General features: G+C 46.0%; 2 protein-coding genes. Both read right to left on the bottom strand.

Annotated elements, in window-relative coordinates; translation table 11 throughout:
- Positions 1-344, bottom strand: a 344-nt coding sequence (locus A3766_RS04580) for an exodeoxyribonuclease III (RefSeq protein ID WP_197479319.1), incomplete at its 3' end; no start/stop codon positions are given.
- 253 nt (positions 345-597) lie between these two features.
- A partial coding sequence (locus A3766_RS04585) for a YebG family protein (RefSeq protein WP_068641800.1) occupies positions 598-809 on the bottom strand: 212 nt, incomplete at its 5' end.

Consider the following 809-nt stretch of genomic DNA (forward strand, 5'->3'; position numbering starts at 1 on the left):
TCACTACCAGAGTTTGGGGTGTAGACAGTAACCAAGTAAAAGCCGTCATACTCAGCAGCAATCACTCGACCTTCCTGATCGTGCTCTTCAATTCCCATATCGTATTGGACAGAAATAGGTGCGTGTTTGGTCAGAATAGCTGTGCCTGAGTAGCCTTTCTTCTCGGCAGAGTTACAGTAGATATGATAGCCCTCAAGATCTTTAAGTGCTTCCATCACCTGATCATCCTGGGCTTTGGTTTCTTGCAAGCATAGAACATCTGTTTCCATAGATTCGAGAGAGGAGAGAAAGTCTTTCTTCATCACCGCTCGAATACCGTTAACATTCCAAGAAACCAATCGCATTATAAAACCTCTCTTTAAATCAAATAACGTACACCAATTAATGCTCGCTAGAGCAGACGTACAGAAACGAGGGAGAGAGTTTAGTGAAAAAGGTTAAGGAAGAACAGGCTTAGGCACGATTTCGCAAATGACAGGTCAGTGGGTTCGCCGTAATTTGGTGTACACGAACCACCCTGTTATGGTGGTGAGGGAGTGTGGGGCCTTATAGGGTGCGCACTGCGCACCGCTAGTCGTGGCAAGGAGGCCTAGGGCGCTACGAGCCGCTGGCCTCATTAATGTCAGTCACATTCTGAGGATTGCTCAATTCCTCTAGAACTTCTGGTTTGCCCTTACATGCTTGAATAATCAGCTCCTTATGCTTGGCAAGTAAGAGGCCAAAGGATTCTGCTTGAGCTTCATCTACACCCGCTATTTGGCTTTCAATTAAGGTCGTAAATTGCTCACCAAGCTCTAGCATTTTGTCGT

It is taken from the genome of Oleiphilus sp. HI0132, from assembly GCF_001635845.1.